The sequence below is a fragment of the Sphingobacterium sp. LZ11T8 genome, assembly GCF_024261425.1.
Lineage (GTDB): Bacteria > Bacteroidota > Bacteroidia > Sphingobacteriales > Sphingobacteriaceae > Sphingobacterium.
The window spans coordinates 1-1,026 of the sequence record NZ_JANBZY010000021.1 but is presented as its reverse complement, the minus strand read 5'-3'; the positions used below and the strand labels follow the sequence as shown (position 1 = coordinate 1,026).

The following is a 1,026-nucleotide window of genomic DNA, read 5'->3' as shown; positions in this document are numbered from 1 at the left end:
TTATGTGTAATTTTAGCCGCAAACGCAGTTAAAACAAAAAGGCTCCGAATTTCGGAACCTTCTTTTTATCATTTCATTTTTCTAAAAAACTTGTACAACAAATCGATTTTATTTGAACAAAGAATTGGCATTGCTTCAAAAAGGGTTTCTTCATCCCATTCCCACCATTTCATTTCCTGCAATTTTTGGATGTCATCATCACTAAATCTCTTTTTTATCAATTTGGCTGGATTTCCCCCTACAATTGAATAAGGTTCAACATCTTTTGTAACCAAAGCACGACTGCCAATAACAGCTCCATCTCCTATCTGAACTCCTGGCATTATCATAGCTTCACTACCAATCCAAACATCATTCCCAACAACTGTATCTCCTGCTTTTTGAAATCCATCTTGGCTTTTACTGAAAACATCAAATTCAGACATATAAAAAAATGGAAAACTGGAAATCCAATCATATTTATGACCTTGATTACCTGCCATTATGAAACTTGCACCGCTCCCTATTGAACAATAAGAACCGATAATTAGTTTATCGACATCATTCCTGTCCGGAAACAGATAACGAGCACAATCGTCAAATGAATGACCGTGATAATAACCAGAATAATAAGAATATTTACCCGAAATTATATTGGGATTAGTTATGTGGTCTTTGATTATTTTTCCTTTAAAAGGACTTTCGAAGTAATTTTTCATTATTTAACATATTTAATTTACAATAAGAGACAATAAGGAAACGAAGAATAATACTAAACTATTCTCTTCCTATACGTTGCGTAAAGTAAATTTGCTAATCTGATAATTTCATCTGACAAAGATACTAAAAAACTACACATAACATCGCATTGGCAAAATGGCGGGTTAAGTTCAAAATTCAACTTTTGTGCTTTTTATTCCGCCGAATGTGTCCCACATTCAGCTTTTTTTTAATAATTTAGCTTCTGTGGAAACACATCGGCTACGTCACTGCTAAATTGAACTTTCGGTTCAATTTATCCGCCACTTCGCCAATGCGTTTCCCGTT

1 protein-coding gene is annotated in these 1,026 nt (G+C 34.0%); it reads right to left on the bottom strand.

Annotation, left to right across the window (positions count from 1 at the left end):
• Positions 1 to 68 precede the first annotated feature (68 nt).
• On the bottom strand, positions 69 to 698 hold the full coding sequence (catB, locus tag NLF99_RS19625; RefSeq protein WP_010256763.1) for a type B chloramphenicol O-acetyltransferase: 630 nt from the start codon (positions 696 to 698) through the stop codon (positions 69 to 71).
• Positions 699 to 1,026 lie beyond the last annotated feature (328 nt).

What these genes read in the sequence shown, in the direction of transcription:
- catB (WP_010256763.1), bottom strand. Translation starts at nt 698, where the DNA reads ATGAAAAATTACTTCGAAAGTCCTTTTAAAGGAAAAATAATCAAAGAC.